Origin of the sequence: Pseudomonas sp. AL 58 (assembly GCF_036348395.1) — a bacterium.
GTDB lineage: Bacteria > Pseudomonadota > Gammaproteobacteria > Pseudomonadales > Pseudomonadaceae > Aquipseudomonas > Aquipseudomonas defluvii.
Genome location: NZ_JAZBQR010000025.1, coordinates 14,810 through 31,372, shown reverse-complemented (window position 1 = coordinate 31,372; position 16,563 = coordinate 14,810). Strand labels below are relative to the sequence as shown.

General features: G+C 55.7%; 15 protein-coding genes and 1 tRNA gene. 2 read left to right on the top strand and 14 right to left on the bottom strand.

The features are described from left to right. Window positions 1-68: 68 nt before the first annotated feature. The 5 genes from lon to UIA24_RS20610 form a co-directional block, all read right to left on the bottom strand. Entirely contained in the window at window positions 69-2,465 is a 2,397-nt protein-coding gene (gene lon, locus UIA24_RS20630) for an endopeptidase La (RefSeq protein ID WP_065761179.1), read from the bottom strand. Between the two features lie 151 nt (window positions 2,466-2,616). Continuing rightward, window positions 2,617-3,900 (bottom strand): ATP-dependent Clp protease ATP-binding subunit ClpX, encoded by a 1,284-nt coding sequence (gene clpX / locus UIA24_RS20625; protein WP_065761178.1) that lies wholly within the window; start codon window positions 3,898-3,900, stop codon window positions 2,617-2,619. Window positions 3,901-4,005: 105 nt separating this feature from the next. Beyond that, complete coding sequence (gene clpP / locus UIA24_RS20620) at window positions 4,006-4,647, bottom strand: ATP-dependent Clp endopeptidase proteolytic subunit ClpP (RefSeq protein ID WP_065761177.1); 642 nt, start codon at window positions 4,645-4,647, stop codon at window positions 4,006-4,008. Between the two features lie 91 nt (window positions 4,648-4,738). Further along, window positions 4,739-6,049, bottom strand: coding sequence for a trigger factor (tig, locus tag UIA24_RS20615; protein WP_065761176.1), 1,311 nt, complete (start codon window positions 6,047-6,049; stop codon window positions 4,739-4,741). 252 nt (window positions 6,050-6,301) lie between these two features. Continuing rightward, the gene (locus UIA24_RS20610) at window positions 6,302-6,607 is read right to left on the bottom strand and encodes a DUF6388 family protein (protein WP_065761175.1); all 306 of its coding nucleotides are present in this window, start codon (window positions 6,605-6,607) and stop codon (window positions 6,302-6,304) included. Window positions 6,608-6,926: 319 nt separating this feature from the next. Between UIA24_RS20610 and UIA24_RS20605 the strand changes: the two genes are divergently transcribed. Both UIA24_RS20605 and UIA24_RS20600 read left to right on the top strand, forming a co-directional pair. After that, window positions 6,927-7,469 carry an Hsp20/alpha crystallin family protein gene (locus tag UIA24_RS20605; protein WP_065760262.1) on the top strand — a complete coding sequence of 181 codons (543 nt, stop codon included), beginning with the start codon at window positions 6,927-6,929 and terminating at the stop codon, window positions 7,467-7,469. A 136-nt stretch (window positions 7,470-7,605) separates the two neighbouring features. Then, complete coding sequence (locus UIA24_RS20600; RefSeq protein ID WP_330523780.1) at window positions 7,606-8,097, top strand: BCAM0308 family protein; 492 nt, start codon at window positions 7,606-7,608, stop codon at window positions 8,095-8,097. Between the two features lie 160 nt (window positions 8,098-8,257). Here the strand turns inward: UIA24_RS20600 and UIA24_RS20595 are convergent. The 9 genes from UIA24_RS20595 to UIA24_RS20555 form a co-directional block, all read right to left on the bottom strand. Continuing rightward, a tRNA-Leu gene (locus tag UIA24_RS20595) sits at window positions 8,258-8,361 on the bottom strand. Window positions 8,362-8,640: 279 nt separating this feature from the next. Then, window positions 8,641-8,844 (bottom strand): hypothetical protein, encoded by a 204-nt coding sequence (locus tag UIA24_RS20590; protein ID WP_330523779.1) that lies wholly within the window; start codon window positions 8,842-8,844, stop codon window positions 8,641-8,643. Between the two features lie 17 nt (window positions 8,845-8,861). Further along, the gene (locus UIA24_RS20585; protein WP_330523778.1) at window positions 8,862-9,101 is read right to left on the bottom strand and encodes a hypothetical protein; all 240 of its coding nucleotides are present in this window, start codon (window positions 9,099-9,101) and stop codon (window positions 8,862-8,864) included. A 12-nt stretch (window positions 9,102-9,113) separates the two neighbouring features. Next, window positions 9,114-9,620 carry a DUF2514 family protein gene (locus tag UIA24_RS20580; RefSeq protein WP_330523777.1) on the bottom strand — a complete coding sequence of 169 codons (507 nt, stop codon included), beginning with the start codon at window positions 9,618-9,620 and terminating at the stop codon, window positions 9,114-9,116. Continuing rightward, window positions 9,617-10,111 (bottom strand): glycoside hydrolase family 24 protein, encoded by a 495-nt coding sequence (locus tag UIA24_RS20575; RefSeq protein WP_330523776.1) that lies wholly within the window; start codon window positions 10,109-10,111, stop codon window positions 9,617-9,619. The genes UIA24_RS20580 and UIA24_RS20575 overlap by 4 nt, the downstream gene beginning before the upstream one ends. A gap of 150 nt (window positions 10,112-10,261) precedes the next feature. Then, a complete protein-coding gene (locus UIA24_RS20570) occupies window positions 10,262-11,374 on the bottom strand; it encodes an acyltransferase family protein (RefSeq protein WP_330523775.1) in 1,113 nt (370 codons plus the stop codon). A 101-nt stretch (window positions 11,375-11,475) separates the two neighbouring features. Next, complete coding sequence (locus UIA24_RS20565) at window positions 11,476-13,407, bottom strand: hypothetical protein (RefSeq protein WP_330523774.1); 1,932 nt, start codon at window positions 13,405-13,407, stop codon at window positions 11,476-11,478. Between the two features lie 58 nt (window positions 13,408-13,465). Beyond that, window positions 13,466-16,189 carry a host specificity factor TipJ family phage tail protein gene (locus tag UIA24_RS20560; RefSeq protein WP_330523773.1) on the bottom strand — a complete coding sequence of 908 codons (2,724 nt, stop codon included), beginning with the start codon at window positions 16,187-16,189 and terminating at the stop codon, window positions 13,466-13,468. Next, window positions 16,155-16,562, bottom strand: a complete 408-nt coding sequence (locus UIA24_RS20555) for a hypothetical protein (RefSeq protein ID WP_330523772.1) — start codon at window positions 16,560-16,562, stop codon at window positions 16,155-16,157. Before UIA24_RS20555 ends, UIA24_RS20560 begins: the two co-directional genes overlap by 35 nt. Window position 16,563 lies beyond the last annotated feature (1 nt).

Here is a 16,563-nt window from a genome sequence, read left to right as displayed (position 1 = left end):
GCATTTAAGTGCCGCCCTATAACAAAGGCTCTAACTGCCGCCAACCAAGCCCCCCAACCAAATACGTATTAATGCGTGCTGATTCTTTCCTTGGAATCACCGTCGCGCTTTTCATCCTTTGCGACAATCTCGGGAGCCACATCTGGCAAGGGCTCCGGGGCGTATTGCAGCGCAATTTGGAGGACTTCGTCAATCCATTTCACGGGTTTAATCTGCAGATCCCGCTTAATATTCTCAGGAATTTCTTTCAGATCCCGCACATTCTCTTCCGGAATGATCACCGTCTTGATTCCGCCACGGTGTGCGGCCAGTAGTTTTTCCTTCAAACCACCAATCGCCAATACCTGACCACGCAGGGTAATTTCACCGGTCATTGCCACATCGGCACGCACCGGAATCTGGGTCAGTGCCGACACGAGCGCGGTGCACATACCAATACCCGCACTTGGACCGTCCTTCGGCGTAGCCCCTTCCGGCATGTGGATATGGGTGTCACGCTTCTCGTGGAAGTCTGCAGGAATACCCAGGCTGCGGGCCCGGCTACGGACGACGGTCTGCGCCGCGGTGATCGACTCGACCATGACATCGCCCAGCGAACCGGTCTTGATCAACTGGCCCTTGCCTGGCACCACAGCCGCTTCGATGGTCAGCAATTCGCCACCCACCTGAGTCCAGGCCAGCCCCGTAACCTGGCCAACCTGATCCTGCTGCTCAGCCAGACCATAACGGAACTTGCGAACGCCGAGGAAATGCTCGAGCTGATCGCCACTCACCTTGACGGCCACCTGCTTGTGCCCGGTGTGTTCCTTGACCACCTTGCGGCAAACCTTGGCAATCTGACGCTCAAGGCCACGCACACCGGCTTCACGGGTGTAGTAGCGAATGATGTCGCGAATCGCCGTGGTGTCGATATCCAGTTCGCCTTTCTTCAAGCCGTTGGCCTTGATCTGCTTCGGCACCAGGTACTTGACAGCGATGTTGATCTTTTCGTCCTCGGTGTACCCCGGCAAACGGATGACTTCCATACGGTCCAGCAGGGCTGGTGGAATGTTCATCGAGTTCGAGGTGCAGAGGAACATCACGTCCGACAGGTCGTAATCGACCTCAAGGTAGTGATCGTTGAAGTTGTGGTTCTGCTCTGGATCCAGCACTTCCAGCAGCGCCGACGCCGGGTCGCCACGCATGTCGCTGCCCATCTTGTCGATTTCATCGAGCAGGAACAGTGGGTTGCGTACACCAACCTTGGTCATTTTCTGGATCAGGCGACCCGGCATCGAGCCGATGTAGGTACGCCGGTGGCCACGAATCTCGGCCTCGTCACGCACGCCGCCCAGCGCCATGCGCACGAACTTGCGATTGGTCGCAGCCGCGATCGACTCCGCCAGGGACGTTTTACCGACACCGGGCGGGCCCACCAGGCACAACACCGGACCACGGATCTTTTTGACCCGTTTCTGTACGGCGAGGTACTCAAGGATGCGCTCCTTGACCTCTTCCAGGCCATAGTGGTCGGCATCGAGGATTTCTTCGGCCTTGGCCAGGTCCAGGCGGACCTTGCTCTGAGCTTTCCACGGTACCTGAACCAGCCAGTCCAGGTAGGAGCGCACCACGGTCGCCTCAGCAGACATCGGAGACATCTGCTTGAGCTTGTTCAGCTCGGCTTGCGCCTTGGCGTAGGCATCCTTGGGCAGGCCCGCCTCGTCGATGCGTTTTTTCAGCTCTTCGACTTCGTTGTGACCTTCTTCGCTATCGCCCAGCTCTTTCTGAATGGCCTTCATCTGCTCATTCAGGTAGTACTCGCGCTGGCTGCGCTCCATTTGCTTCTTGACCCGGCCACGGATGCGCTTCTCGACCTGCAACAGGTCGATTTCGGCATCCAGCAAGGCCAGGACATGTTCAACCCGGGCACCCAGGTCGATGATTTCGAGGATTTCCTGTTTCTGCTCGATTTTCAGCGCCATGTGTGCAGCCATGGTGTCGACCAGACGACCCGGCTCATCGATGCTGTTCAGCGACGACAGGACTTCAGCCGGGACTTTCTTGCCCAGCTGGACATATTGCTCGAACTGCGACAGCAGCGTGCGCACGAACACTTCGGATTCGCGGTCAGCGGCTTCCGATTCATCGATCAGTGCGACTTCGGCACGGATGTGCCCGTCAACTTCGTTGAAACGCTCGACAGCACCACGCTGCTCACCCTCGACCAGCACCTTGACGGTGCCATCAGGCAGTTTCAGCAGCTGCAGAACGGTAGCGATGGTGCCCACACGATACAGGGCGTCTTCGCCTGGATCATCGTCGGCTGGATTCTTCTGGGCCAGCAGGAGGATCTGCTTCTCGCCCGTCATCGCGGCCTCGAGGGCCTCGATGGACTTCTCGCGCCCCACAAACAGCGGGATAACCATGTGCGGATAGACGACAACATCACGCAATGGCAAAAGAGGCAAGTCGAGGGTTGTCTTCATGATTTCGCCTCTACAGCGGCCTTGTGGCCGTAAAACCGATGGAATTTGAGCTTGAACCTAATGTGGGGGCAGCCCCGGAAAAAAACAAGCTCTACGACAGGAAAAGCAAAGGGGCCCGAAGGCCCCTTGCTGATTCGAGCCGGTGAAGGGCTCAGGCATCAGGTGCAGCTTTGGCTTGCGGCTCGCTGTTCTCATAGATCAACAGCGGCTGCGAGGAACCATCGATGACACTCTCGTCGATCACCACCTTGCTGACATCCTTCTGCGAAGGAATCTCGTACATGGTGTCGAGCAGGATGCCTTCGAGAATGGAACGCAGGCCACGTGCGCCGGTCTTGCGCTCCAGTGCCTTGCGAGCAACGGAACGCAGTGCGTCGTTGCGGAACTCCAGGTCCACGCCTTCCATCTCGAACAACTTGGCGTACTGCTTGGTCAGGGCGTTCTTCGGCTCGGTCAGGATCTGCATCAAAGCAGCCTCATCCAGCTCGTCGAGGGTTGCCAACACGGGCAAACGACCGACGAACTCAGGGATCAGGCCAAACTTGACCAGATCGTCCGGCTCGACTTCACGCAGCGACTCGCCAACCTTCTTGCCTTCCTGCTTGCTGCGCACTTCGGCAGTGAAGCCGATGCCGCCGCGGGTGGAACGGCTCTGGATCACTTTTTCCAGGCCAGAGAACGCACCGCCACAGATAAACAGGATGTTGCGCGTATCGACCTGCAGGAACTCCTGCTGCGGGTGCTTGCGGCCACCTTGCGGCGGAACGGAAGCGACCGTGCCTTCGATCAGCTTGAGCAGCGCTTGCTGCACGCCCTCACCCGACACATCGCGGGTAATCGACGGGTTGTCCGACTTACGCGAAATCTTGTCGATTTCGTCGATGTAGACAATACCCATCTGGGCTTTTTCGACGTCGTAGTCGCACTTTTGCAACAGCTTCTGAATGATGTTCTCGACATCCTCACCGACATAGCCCGCTTCAGTCAGCGTGGTGGCATCGGCGATGGTGAACGGCACATTCAGCAGGCGCGCCAAGGTTTCAGCGAGCAGCGTCTTGCCCGAACCAGTCGGGCCGATCAGCAGGATGTTGCTCTTGCCAAGTTCGACGTCGTCGTTTTTCTTGTCGCGTTGGTTCAGGCGCTTGTAGTGGTTGTACACCGCTACGGCCAAGACCTTTTTCGCGCGCTCCTGACCAATGACGTACTGGTCCAGGATGGCGCTGATTTCTTTCGGCGAAGGCAATTTATGCGCACTGCTCTCGGCCTGGGCTTCCTGCACCTCCTCACGGATGATGTCGTTGCACAGGTCGACGCACTCGTCGCAGATAAATACCGAGGGGCCGGCAATCAACTTGCGCACTTCATGCTGGCTTTTGCCGCAGAAGGAGCAATAGAGCAATTTGCCGTTGTCCTCGCCGTTACGGGTGTCAGTCATTCGATCGATCCAATCCGGTAGGCTTGCAACACAAGATGAAGGCAATTGCGGGCTTTTTCAAGTCCGCAGGTGGCTGGGCGGGCCCAGCACCTGCTTTTGAGTCGATCAAGCAGTCATTTGACGCTTGTCGAACACCGAGTCGATCAGGCCGTACTCGGCAGCGCGTTGAGCGCTCATGAAGTTGTCACGGTTGGTGTCACGCTCGATGGTTTCGATCGACTGACCGGTGTGGAACGCCAGCAGTTCGTTCAGACGCGAACGGATCGAAAGAATTTCCTTGGCATGGATGTCGATGTCCGACGCCTGACCCTGGAAACCACCCAGCGGCTGGTGAATCATCATCCGCGAGTTCGGCAGGCAATGACGCTTGCCCTTGGCACCACCGGCCAACAGGAACGCACCCATGCTGCAGGCCTGGCCGATGCAGATGGTGGAGACGTCTGGCTTGATGAACTGCATGGTGTCGTAGATCGACATGCCCGCAGTCACCGAACCACCCGGCGAGTTGATATAGAGATGGATATCCTTGTCCGGGTTTTCCGCTTCAAGGAACAGCATCTGCGCCGCTACCAGGTTAGCCATGTAGTCCTCTACCGGGCCAACCAGGAAGATGATCCGCTCCTTCAAGAGGCGCGAATAAATATCGTAGGCACGTTCGCCACGAGCGGATTGCTCGATAACCATCGGGACCAGGCCGCCTGCGGCCTGGATGTCAGAGCTCTGCTGATAATAAGAATTGCGGGACATGTCCTGCACTCACTCCCAAATAGTCATGTCTTGAATACGCATAAGCCAGCACGAAGGCTGGCTTATGGTGTTTTCCTACGAGAGAAGGAAATCAGTCGGCAGTTGGTGCTTGCGCCGGCTTGACAGCTTCTTCGTAAGAGACCGATTTATCGGTCACAGTCGCTTTCTGCAGAACAGTATCCACAACTTGTTCTTCCAGCACAACCGAACGGACTTCGTTCAGTTGCTGGTCGTTCTTGTAGTACCACGCCACGACTTGCTCAGGCTCCTGGTAGGCCGAAGCCATTTCCTGGATCAGCTCACGTACGCGGTCTTCGTCCGGCTTCAGCTCGTTCTGCTTGACCACTTCGGCGACGATCAGGCCCAGCACGACGCGACGCTTGGCTTGCTCTTCGAACAGCTCAGCAGGCAGTTGCTCTGGCTTGATGTTGCCACCGAACTGTTGAACGGCTTGAACGCGCAGGCGGTTCACTTCGTTTTCCAGCAGGGCCTTTGGTACTTCGATCGGGTTGGCAGCCAGCAGGCCGTCCATTACCTGATTCTTGACCTTGGTCTTGATCGCCTGACGCAGTTCACGCTCCATGTTCTTGCGAACTTCGGCGCGGAAACCATCGACACCGGCTTCCTTGATACCGAACTGGGCGAAGAACTCTTCGGTCAGCTCAGGCAGCTTGGGCTCGGAAACGCTGTTGACGGTAACGGTGAACTCGGCAGCCTTGTTGGCCAGGTCCAGGTTCTGGTAGTTCTCAGGGAAGGTCAGGTTCAGAACGCGCTCTTCACCGGCCTTGGCACCGACCAGACCTTCTTCGAAGCCTGGGATCATGCGACCGGAACCCAGCACCAGCTGAGTGCCCTTGGCCGAACCGCCGGCGAAGGCTTCGCCATCGATCTTGCCAACGAAATCAATGTTCAGTTGGTCTTCGTTCTGAGCAGCACGCTCTGCCACTTCGTAACGGACGTTCTGCTTGCGCAGTACTTCCAGCATGTTGTCCAGGTCGGCGTCAGCCACTTCGGCGCTCAGGCGCTCAACGGCGATCGACTCGAAACCGGCAACGGCGAACTCAGGGAATACTTCGAAGGTGGCAACGTATTCCAGGTCCTTGCCCTTTTCGAACACTTTTGGCTCGACGGCAGGGGCGCCGGCAGGGTTCAGCTTCTGCTCAACCACAGCTTCATAGAACGTGGCCTGGATCAGGTCGCCCAGGGCTTCCTGACGGGCTGCGTCTTCGTAACGCTGACGAATCACGCTCATAGGCACTTTGCCAGGACGGAAGCCTGGGACCTTGGCGCGACGGGCAGTCTGTTGCAGACGCTTGTTGACTTCGGTCTCGATGCGCTCGGCCGGAACGCCGATGGTCATGCGGCGCTCGAGAGCGGAAGTATTTTCAACAGAAACTTGCATGGATATTCCTCGTTGCACAGACGTTAGCCGGCGATACCCGACTCCAGAATCAAGGGCAAGCATTCTAGTAGCTCAAACACCAGAAGTCACCCCGTTCAAGACGACGGGAAACCACACCGGTCCTTTTATATGAAGGGGTATCGGCCAAAATGGCCAGACACCCGCAAACCAAGGCGCGCCGGGCACTACGAGACAGTGCTCGATTTTGCCCACACCCTTGGCAAATCTTTTCAAAACACTACACGACGCTCATCACGGCGCGGCTTCATCGAGCTCATTGAGCCCGCAGTACTCTTCCCAGCTCATGCCCAATGCCTCGGCCACTTCACGATGCACTTCCAGGCGCATGGCCTGCAGTTCCTCGGGAGATGCTGCAATCAGCTGCAGCGCCAGTTCCCAGGGCTGGAGCCCCTGCGTCTCGGCTTCATCTTCGAACGCCCACTGGATCTGTTGCGCCTGATCATGCTCGCTAAGCTGGGCAATTTCAGCCAGCAACTGCGGATTGGCCTCGGCGAAACGCTCCAGGGCAACCGCCTGGCGGAACTCTTTTGCGATCATATAGCTCTTCCTTCCTGCAGCCGACAGCTCGACCACTACCTCAACCGCCTGAAATCTATCAGCTTTCAGGCCATTGTCACCATCCGTGCGCACGCTGAATACCTTGACGCCACGGGTCTTTGCAACGCCGACGATCAGATAGTGCTCATCTGATCCAGATCAAACCCGGCCAGGCCTTTTGCGATTCAATTGAAACCTGAGCATCAAGACAGCCCCTCGCACACCAACTCCAGTGCCTGGCTCGCGCCCATATTCCGGGCAAATCACCGCGCAAACAAAGACAACAACTGTCGAAAATCACTGTAAAGGAGATATGAAAATGGCTAACTCCGTAAAAAAAATGCCGGTCCAGCAAGAAGAAAAACCCGGCCAGCACTTGGCCACCTCAGATATGTGGCGCCCCTTCGAAAAACTCCGTCAGCAGGTTGATCACCTGTTCGAGGATTTCAACCGAGGCTCGCTTTCCACCCCATTCGGCCGAGGCCTGTTTGACGCCGAACCCTTCTGGCGCAGGGAACTGATCAGCCGCAATGTACCCGCCGTGGACATTTCCGATAAAGAAAAAAGCTACGAAATCACGGCCGAACTTCCCGGCATGGATGAAAAAAACATCGAGGTCAAACTGTCCAATGGCAGCCTGATCATCAAAGGCGAAAAGAAAGAAGACAAGGAAGAGAAAAGAAAGGGCTACTACCTCTCCGAGCGCCACTATGGCTCGTTTGAACGGGTATTCAACCTGCCCAAAGAGGTCGACGCCGACAAAATCGAAGCCAGCTTCAGCAAAGGCATATTGACCATATCGCTACCGAAAAAGCCTGAAGCCATCAAGCCAGAAAAGGTCGTGCCCATTAAAAGCAGCTGATGCTGCGCCCCCCCGCCCCTTGTCGCACCCACGACAAGGGGCATCTGGGAAAATGCCACAGACCCTAACAGGGCAACCACCTCGATTCTTGATGCGTCACCGACCGCTGCACCTCAGTACGCATCGGAGAGCAGCAATGGACAAATACCAGCACAGCCAGAAAGACAAGCTGTTCAAAACAGACAAAACAGATCCATACCTGGAAGCGCACCGACCTAGTGGCTCAGCGCAATGCCCAGAATGTGGTGCCAAATACCATGCAGGTCAGTGGTCATGGCATGCTGACGCATCCCACGTTTCAGTCGAAAATTTTGTCTGCCCGGCCTGCAGGCGTATCGCCGATCGCGCAGTAGCGGGCCAAGTGCGGCTGGCAGGAGCATTTCTGCAAAAGCACCGCGAGGAACTTGTTCATCTTGTCCGCAATACAGAAGCGAGGGAAAAGGCCGAGCACGCCTTGGAACGACTGATTGATGTAACAGAGGATGGCGATGAGGTTCTGGTTACCACGACCGGCCTGCACCTGGCCAATCGCATCGGCCACGACCTGGAAGCTGCTTATGACGGAGACACCAGTTATCGTTACAGCGACAGCGAGTTCTACCTCAGCGTGGACTGGCATCGAGACTGATTCGGCACAGATCAAACCCAGAAGTAAAAATCAGCAGTCAGAAACGACAAAGGGCAGCCACATGGGCTGCCCTTTTCGCCTGTTCATTCCCAAAGTGTTCCCAAAACGCTCCCATTTGAAGGGAAATCTTGAAAAACGCCTTTAAAAACAAACGCTTAGATGGTGCGGACGAAGAGACTCGAACTCTTACAGCTTGCGCCGCTGGAACCTAAATCATAATAGCCACTGGCAAAGCCAGTAAAATCAACACGTTGAGCCGCCCGCAGCCGTTCACGTTGTCTCAAGAGATGAACAGAAGTACACGCTGATAACCAGCGTGATTCACGATCTGTTCACGCTACCTCTCCGGCGTCCTGCCGAACCAACACATCGCCAGCCGAGATTTATCAGGCCTGCTCAGCCTCAGGGATGTGAGCCGCCAAACGAAAGCAAGCCTTCGTTTTTATGCAGCAGCCATCCCGCAGGGGATAAAGCGAAATTATTCTTTCGAATTTGTGAGTTCCCACTATGGATTGGGCATCCTACTGACCGAACACTGTCACCTCAGTGCAACGTACTCCCTAATCCACCCAGTGCTCGCTGCTGATACTGAATCACGGCCTGCATTAGCGATTCGACTTCAAGGCGAAGCCGCTCAACCTCTTCCGGGGAGAGAACGCCTTTGGCTTCGGTGTGTCGGCGCATTGCATCCACTACCCGCAGCCATAACGGCTCACCGGCTTTCATCTTCTCTTCCAGGTCGTCCATGACTGTGCCCCTCTCATTTAATCGACTTGAGTGTAGTCGGAGACTTGGCTGGCAACCGTACGTCCTTTAAAGCCAAGCTCCCAGTCCCGCTGCTGGTACGCCTGCACCGTTTGCATCAGCGATACAGCCTCAAGGCCAAGGCGCTCGACCTCTTCTGGCGGTGCCGAACCTAGTGCCTTCCGGTACCGGCGAAGCGCTACCAGAGCCTGTTGCAGTAGCGGCTCAACGGCTTTGATTTTCTCGTCCAAATCGTCCATAGCTGCATCCGATCATTCAATCAGGGCAGTATAGGCCTTCTCACACGTCACTCCCCTGCTCCGGCTTTGATCAGCATACTCCGCCAGGTCTCCCGCTCTTTCGTCAGCACGTTTGAACACGTCGGCAAGCACCATGACGGCGCGGGTTGCTGCTTGGCTTGCGGCGGTAGTGCAGGAATGGCTGCTGGCTTTACTTGCGGTACTGCTGGCGAGTCGATCTGCTTCGTCCCGCAGGCTGGCAGCAGTAGCGCGAGCAGCGGCAGCATCAGCGCTCGCTTGGTCGATAAGCGTCTGTCCATCTTGGATCACCTTGTTGATTGCTTGTTGGCGGGCCTGCTCTTTTTCACGCTCGGCGGCTTCGGCCAAGGCCCAGGCCTGCTTGTCGCCAGCATCCCGATCTGACCAGCGCACCTGCCACTCGGCATCCATGGTCGAGCGGCCATGCTGGTAGGTCGACCAGAAGGCCAGGACAACCAGCGCCAGCACTGCCAGCGCGCTAAGTGCTCTCGACCAGGTCATGCCAGCCTCCCGCCAGCGGCAATGTAGTGGGCGATCAGGTCGTCCAGCTTGCGCTCATGCTGCCCGTAGCCTGCGCCGGGCAAGCTGGCCCAGATATTCCGACACTTTGAAATCGCGGCCTCGATGCGGCCGGCATGTACGTCCGCCAGCGCCCCACGCTCCTTGATCAGTTGCAAGGCCAGCTTGTCTTGGCTGATGGGACCGAAGTCCGGGAGCTTGAGTAAATCTCGGTAGTGCGGCCAGTAGCGCTGGAGCTGCTGATAACGCCCTGCAGCGGTCGACTTAAGCCCTTTCGTGTTCACGGTCACCAGAACGCCAGGATGGTCGGCATAGCTGGTGAACGTGTTCGGGCTGTTGAGGCCGCCGACAATCACGTCATAGCCATCGTTGCGGGTGTACTTGCTGGTCGAGGTGCCCTCCGACCAAGCCAGCATGTCGAGGAAGGCGAGCGCGTTCTTGCTGCCCGCCAGGGAGTCAGAAATCTTGGCCATGGTTTTCTCCAGGCGAAAAAAAGCCCGCGACTGGGCGGGCATTGGGGAGGGGAGCTACAGAAAATGTAGAGGCTATGATGCCTGTGCAAACTCCACTAAAAAATTTTACGCGGTGACAACAGCAACACTAAAAAGCCGCAAAAAGTTTAATCATCCTGCTGACGGGCAAATTTCCGAACGCCTTTCAGAAACCATCCTCACGGCCTTTTTAGCCAGCATCACAACCGGCTTCTCAATAACTAAATACGAAACAATCGAGACAACAATCAAAAACAGAAAAAAACAATAAAACTTCGTATCAGCCCCAGAAAACTGGACCCCAGCAAGCGCCCTATCAAAGTATATGTAAGCAGGCTTTTGAAGAATATACAGCGAATAACTCGCCTCACCAAGCAAAACCAAAAACGGCAATGCAAGAACCTTTGAAAGCAACTTATCAGACAATACGCAGAAGTAGATTACAGGAAGAAAAATAGCAGCATAGAAGCTACCACCAAACGCGAATTTTACGCCAAATGCATCATTCAAAAACCTTGCATTCTCTGCAATGTAAGACGCCATCGCCAGGGATATGAAAAATAGTATAAGCGCCTTCCATCCAGACAATCCAATTAGAAAATTATTTCTATACGCTATGCCGCCTGCAAAACCAAGAATAAAGCTACAAAGATGAGACACCGGGAAGTAATGAATGAGATCATGAGACACCGATGGATATCCCGCATAGAATGGAGATTTATTCAGTTGTGCCAACACAAACTGCGTACCAATCCAGAAAACAATCCCTGCGAAAAGCCATTTAGCATACGATTTTTTTTCGCCAACGTTAGCCACAATCAACAACAGCGGACTTATCGCATAGAAAAATATCTCTACTGATATTGACCATCCCGGCGCATTGGCCGAAAGCGGGAATGGTGGAAACCAAGCCTGCAAAAATCCCGCAGAGAGTATTACACCAGTAGTAAAGTACGGACCATTATAAGCAAGAACAAATACCGCAAGAGCAACGATATATATTGGAGCAATACGAGCCAGTCTATTAAAATAAAACTCACCCAAAGACATATCGCGACCAACATGTGAAATTGAAATCACAAACCCTGACAAGACGAAAAAGAACGTTACCATAATGGGGCCAGACGAAAATATAGCAGGCAAAGCCTTGTGAACTTCCGTACCTCTCCCAAAGTGAAAAATTACAACAATTGCTGCAGCGATAAACCTTAAAAATGTTAGTGATTCAAGCTTTGATCGCTGCACAACCTACACCCCTTACTTTACTTTCAATCGCGGCATTGTTGTTAAACCACATTGAAATGTCAACATTCATCAGAAATTGAAGAAGATTTTTTCACCAGCCATTACAAAACCCCTTCGCTTACCCAGGTACCCGGGGTTCCTCCTGCTGTACAGACCCACGCTTTCGGAGAGCCGACAAGCGGGGTCTCTCTTACAACCCGATCACCTGCTGTCCAAGTTCCGGTGGTGGGAACAGTATCTGCGTATGCTGTGCGTCTTGCTTGAATGCGTGGATCTGGCCCAAATGAAACTTTGCCGCTTTGGATAAAATAAGATGAAGCTGCCAGCAGGCCAAACTGGTTAACCTGCGTGGAAAAGCGTGTACCTGCACCAAAATTCTCAACTGCGTATTTGGCTTTATTAGCAGGTGCTGTTTGCGCGCCCTGCTTGTACTCTACACATCCAGCAAATGTAACCCTAGCAGAGCTGCCGCCTATGTAGTAACCCGAGTACATTGCATCAGCAAACTGGCTTGCATTGTGAATGAGCGTGTTAGAAACGCACGCATCGATAGATTCAACTTCGACCCCATGACCCGAGCTACCGTACGACACAAACCCATCAATAGCATAAAACCCACCAGTACCCTTCAGAGATACTGCCGAACTCGGTATAGCCCTATTACCATCCATCTGATAGCTACCGTCCGCCATTATAAATCCGCGACGATCAAACCCTTGAGCATGCCCCGTTGAATCCGGCGCGATATAACCACGCTGAGCGCCTTTCATAGCAACGCTCTTAATATTAGTATTTGATGCATAGCCGCGCATTAGTTCAACACTGAAATCAGCCAATCCACCGCAAATGGTTACACCTCGCACGTTAGCCCCCGACTCACAATAGATGATCGCCGCGTCTACATGGCTCTCGCGGCCTATGCCATGGTACCGGTTATCATAAAACTCAAAATCGCGGGCCTCCACACTACCAAGATGGGTGTACGAAAAACACCGGCGACTACCTGAAAAAGTTGAGTCATTAATCCGAATATTGCGTGCCGTGGCATTTTTCACAGTCACCAGATCGCGGAAAAACGCCAGCCCAGAATTGGAAATCACCGCATCGCAATTAAGGGCGGGCATCTCAAAGTTCAGGCAGTCGTGTGCTACATCACTCCCGAAGCCAGTGGTCGGGTCTGACGCGCCGACGAGCAGCACTCCGTGCATGTGGAATCCGGCTTTCTTGACTGTCAGAGCATCAGCACCGTCATTGAATTTCAACCAAGCCGAATCATAAGCACCGCCACTGTTGCTACCACGCAAAGAAACCCCGATCGAGTCTACGATCAGGCCTCCGTCGCACAAAAAAAGACCCCGAGCGGGCATTTGAAGCTCTGCGCCATTCGGCAGCCCTGCCAAGATGGCAGAAAGTACACCGAAGTTGTAGGCGGCGTCAGAGGGAGAGTTAGTGCTCCGGATTTTACCCTGAAGATTGACAATCATCGGGCCAGTCTGCAGAGCACCAGCATTTTGGCTATAGGCAGCAACTGGGTATTCATTGCTTATATTTTCTATAGCATGCTGCACCGTAGTAGCTGATCCAGTTGGCCCTATAGCGCCAACACGATCAGCGCCGCCTGGCTCAGCTAAGTCTTGCCGCAGAATGTCATCCGAATTCACCAAGGAGAACCTGGTCTGCTCAAGCGCCCAGTTCCCGGTCGAGGTGTATGGAATCGTGGTCGACTCGGCAAGACGGTAGGCATAACCGTCGCGCACCGTGTACTGGCTGCGGCTGGTGAAGGTCAGGCCAGTGCCGTAGTCACCAATCCAGATGAAGGCCGACGCTTCAAGAAACTGGTCGAATGCCGCCTCACGTCCCTCTTGGGCGCTGGAGAAATCAGCCTCCATGCCACTCCAGCTTTTGCGCTGCTGACCAAGCCGATCAGGGTAAAGCGGGGCATCACCGTTGACGAACTTGTCCAGATTACCGGCGTTGTCATACAGGTCACGCGGATCGGTAGAGCCAACTGGGTTGTTGGTGTTGTAGGCCATGTGTTTCTCCAGGGCATAAAAAACCCGCTCAGCGGCGGGTTATGCGATGTGGTTCCGGTTAGTCCGGGAATTGGTCGTCGTAGGTGTAAACGCGAGCGTCGTAGGGCATGCCCTTCATGGACACGTTGCCGTTTGACGGGTCAGAGCTAGTGATCAGGACCGGGTAGGCCCATCGAGCGACTGGTCCAAACAGGATGTGCGGCGGCTCAAGCGGACCATTCACCTCGGGCGTAAAGTCGAGCGCTGCAACCTGCACGGTGTAATCGTCTACCCGGGTAGCGTCATACGGCCCGGACAGTGTGCCGTCGAGGCGGCGCAGGCCGATCTTGTGTGCCCCGCCAGCAGACCAGTCGAGCATCTCCGATGACCGGAGCAGCGTTCCGCTACCGGTCACTTGGAAGTCGAGCAGGATTGCGCTCTGGCAGCGCTTTGGCGTGTCGTCGGCTACAGCGGCGAAACTCAGGTACCCGCTGTTGCGCCCATCCAGTTCGGTTTCCCAGCTGTATACGTCTGTGCGGTATTTCTGGTGGCCACGGCGCCGCATACCGATGCGCCAGGCGCGATGTTCCTCGCTGACACCGGGTAGCTTGATCTTCTCCACTTTGGTGCCGAGATCGCCAGGCCAGCGGCATTCAACCGTTTCCCAAGCCCATGTCTTGCTCGAGTAGTACTCGACATCGACACCGTCGAAGTCGTTGATTGATGGCAGCGAACCGTTGATCTTCAGCGCCTTGGTCATGTTCTGCGGCGAGTAGGTCTGCGTCTTTGGTCCGTAGGTGACGTCAAACGCGGCTCTCGCTTCATCCCGTGCCGGACGAATGAGACCGTTGAATACCACCAGCTCAGCGAAACCACAGGCCAGCGCGTTGTTCAGCATGTCCTTGACGGTCGTGGCTGAATCCAGCGTTTCGTCGTAGAAGTCGCCGCGAGCCTCGCATGTCGCCTGGAATACCGACCATTCCTCCAGGTCAAAGTCATCATCCGTATAGCCGAGGCTCTTGAGCAGGTACAGGCACCAGGCCGTGATATCGCGCGTCGGCGCTTTGGGCAGCCATGATCCAGCCTTGAAGATCGGCAACACGCGAGTTGCCTCAAGGTTCACCTCACTCTCCGACTGTGCGGAAAGGCGGTCGCCGCCACGAATACGGCAGGTCATTACCGTCAGGCCCGGATAGCGCGTTGGCGAGTTCTGCATGCGTCCGCGCAGGTTGTACCAGGTGGTATCGTCCCGAGCCTCTTCGTTCGCCAGGCCTCCAAGGTCAACCTTACGCTTCTTGATCCGCGCCTCGGCGCGCATGGGATAAGGAAGCGTCACCTTGTTCGTAAAGCCCTGGGCATCCAGTGAGCCACCAGAGTGAGACTTTTCAATCACCGTCCAGGCGCCTGCAACATCCATGTCGCGGTACTCAAACGTATGGTAGGCCGGCACCCTGTAGATCTGCCCTTCCCTGCCCACGCCACACAGGCCGTTGGCAAAGAACACCGTCCATTCCAGCTCGGTGACCAGTTCACCCTCAGGGCAGCACGCAAAAGGCCCACGGTAGCCACCCTGCAGGTTTGACTGATCAAGCGAGATCACTGCGGTTACCGACTGAATCGTGTTGAACCCAGGCCACCCAGCATCAGTTGAACCATCAGAGGCAAGACGCTCAAGGATCATGACCGAAGTGCTGAAAGTGGTAATCCGGTACCGCAGGCCGCGCGGACCGATGCTGGCCAGGCCAATTCCTGGGGAAAGGCCGACAACCGGAGTGCCACCCTCGTAGTCGAGGGTCATCTGTGCCGCTGATCCGCCCGATGCCGGGGTGTAGCTGTTCACCACATAGAACCCGGCATTACTGCCCGCCACCTCGATCGTCATACCCGGGTATGGGTTCAGCATCTCAAGGGGTCCGGTGATGATGTCGCGATCAACGCCACCATCAATGACGGTGTAGGAATACGGGGCGACAACCCGAATAATCAGGCCGCTAGACCAATCGGAGGGGAAAGCCCCTGATCCAGTCGGGACACTGATCGAATTGCCCGAGAACTGATAGACCGCTGCATTGGCTGAGCGCGTAAGGTTCGTCGAGGTGGTCAGCTCAAGGCCGGCAGCGCCGCTGGAGCTTGCCCCGACTTCAGGCACGTTGAACCAGTTGATGTAGGCCGGGTCGCCAGAAAGGTCTGCGCCTGGCGGATAGATTGCGTACTCAGCATCAGAGCCGAGTGAAATTATCGGCGTTTCGCCTACGCGAATCTTGCTCGCCGGAATTGAGTATTCACCCTCGCCGACGTACAGCAGCATTTCAACACGCTGATCGCGAGGCCCGGCAAACCAGGTGCGCGGCTGAGCCAGGTACGAAGGATATGTGCGCTGCATGCCGGCGATCTGCCGGACAGCATCGCCCAGTTTCATTTTATTGCCCTTGGCGCTGGCCTCTTTCAGCGGATTGCCCTGCCCTACAGATGAGGTGCTTGGAAGGCCTGGCATCTTCGGCATCAGGGCCTTCAGCACTGCCTTTGCGCCTTTGAACAGGGCGTACGTGATTGAGAACGGGTCGGTGCCCTTTGGCTCGCGATAGATCTGCAGCAGGTCGGATGGCTTGAACTTCGCCTTGTGCCACAGGTTATGCTCAATCAGTTCGTCATTCAGGACGACGCTGATCGGCGGGCTTTCCCTGCGCTCATACTCCGGCGCCTGCGACATCAGCCACTGCTCGATGGTCATCCGGCGATCCGTCTTGTAGACGGCAAGCGGCGCAGTATCAGACAGCTTGTTCGGGTAGAACTCGATGGTCACGGTAATACACCACCCTTGGGTAAGCGGACTCAAAGTCGCTGATTGTTCTGAGGCAGGCGCCACCGGGGTTTGTGTCCAGCACCTTCAGTCGGCCTTCGCTCAGGAGGACCGTGCCAACATGCAGAAGCGCAGTTCCACGCAGCACTGCGGCAATGGCTCCAGGCTCCGGGGCGCATTCCTCCATCGCCAGGCGGACGCTGCGATAGGCCTTGGTGTTTTCGCGGATCTTGTCCTTGCCAACCGCTCCTAAGGACGGAAGCCATGGCAGGCCAAACAGGTCGTGGCGGATAGCCCGGCACAGCCCCCAGCAATCGAAGGCAATAGGCCCCCGTCCGCCATCCTTGTAAGGGGCGGTCAGATATTTTTCGATCATG

Bases quoted from the DNA above. Each gene is read 5' to 3' on its own strand.
- UIA24_RS20575 (WP_330523776.1), bottom strand. From the start codon at position 10,111: ATGGCCAAGATTTCTGACTCCCTGGCGGGCAGCAAGAACGCGCTCGCC.
- UIA24_RS20580 (WP_330523777.1), bottom strand. From the start codon at position 9,620: ATGACCTGGTCGAGAGCACTTAGCGCGCTGGCAGTGCTGGCGCTGGTT.
- UIA24_RS20610 (WP_065761175.1), bottom strand. From the start codon at position 6,607: ATGATCGCAAAAGAGTTCCGCCAGGCGGTTGCCCTGGAGCGTTTCGCC.
- clpP (WP_065761177.1), bottom strand. From the start codon at position 4,647: ATGTCCCGCAATTCTTATTATCAGCAGAGCTCTGACATCCAGGCCGCA.
- UIA24_RS20555 (WP_330523772.1), bottom strand. From the start codon at position 16,562: ATGATCGAAAAATATCTGACCGCCCCTTACAAGGATGGCGGACGGGGG.
- tig (WP_065761176.1), bottom strand. From the start codon at position 6,049: ATGCAAGTTTCTGTTGAAAATACTTCCGCTCTCGAGCGCCGCATGACC.
- UIA24_RS20565 (WP_330523774.1), bottom strand. From the start codon at position 13,407: ATGGCCTACAACACCAACAACCCAGTTGGCTCTACCGATCCGCGTGAC.
- lon (WP_065761179.1), bottom strand. From the start codon at position 2,465: ATGAAGACAACCCTCGACTTGCCTCTTTTGCCATTGCGTGATGTTGTC.
- UIA24_RS20600 (WP_330523780.1), top strand. From the start codon at position 7,606: ATGGACAAATACCAGCACAGCCAGAAAGACAAGCTGTTCAAAACAGAC.
- clpX (WP_065761178.1), bottom strand. From the start codon at position 3,900: ATGACTGACACCCGTAACGGCGAGGACAACGGCAAATTGCTCTATTGC.
- UIA24_RS20605 (WP_065760262.1), top strand. From the start codon at position 6,927: ATGGCTAACTCCGTAAAAAAAATGCCGGTCCAGCAAGAAGAAAAACCC.
- UIA24_RS20590 (WP_330523779.1), bottom strand. From the start codon at position 8,844: ATGGACGACCTGGAAGAGAAGATGAAAGCCGGTGAGCCGTTATGGCTG.
- UIA24_RS20585 (WP_330523778.1), bottom strand. From the start codon at position 9,101: ATGGACGATTTGGACGAGAAAATCAAAGCCGTTGAGCCGCTACTGCAA.